1 protein-coding gene is annotated in these 580 nt (G+C 61.0%); it reads left to right on the top strand.

Features of this window, described 5'->3' with window-relative positions; translation table 11 throughout:
- Positions 1 to 327 precede the first annotated feature (327 nt).
- On the top strand, positions 328 to 580 hold a 253-nt coding region (locus IEZ09_RS47345), incomplete at its 3' end, for a hypothetical protein (RefSeq protein ID WP_229813585.1).

The raw sequence follows: 580 nt of genomic DNA, 5'->3' as shown, positions 1-580 counted from the left end.
TTCGCTGGGGCTGGTCTGGGTGGTGAGCGGGTGCGGCCGGTGAAGCGGGTGAGGGGGGCGGGTGCTGGCGGGTCTGCGGTGTCCTCTGGGGGTGTGTCGTTGCCGGATGAGGTGCGGCTGGGGCTTACGGGGTGGCGTCCCGGTCCGGGTGGGGGTGGCAAGTTCACGGGTGCCATCAGGCGGGTCGAAGATGAGTGGGGATGTGCGATCCCGCTGGGTCGCACGACGAACGGCAGGTTCTTGTCCGAGTTGACGCGTGGGCTGTTCAGTGAATGGTTCTGGAAAATGAGCTGTCTTGACGACCCGGTCACTGGAAAACCTTACACGATGTCAGAGATCATCAATGTCAGCGGCGACCAAATCAATATAAAATTAGCGAACAACCTTGTGCAGGATTGGCGGGTGCGGATGTCGGCGGTGTTGTTGCCGTCGGAGGTGCGGGGTGCGATTATCAAGTTCCGTCCCGGAACGAAAGGGCGGAGTACTCTTCCGGAGTTTGTGGCGTCACTGCGAGGTCGTGACGTTTCGCTGGTTTCCAGTGTGTCGCCTGGGTTTGTGTTGCATCCTTCGACGGAGGCGA

This window comes from Lentzea flava (genome assembly GCF_014648475.1).
Taxonomy (GTDB): domain Bacteria; phylum Actinomycetota; class Actinomycetes; order Mycobacteriales; family Pseudonocardiaceae; genus Lentzea; species Lentzea flava.
The sequence above is the reverse complement of the archived record's forward strand: the minus strand, read 5'-3'. Positions and strand labels throughout refer to the sequence as shown.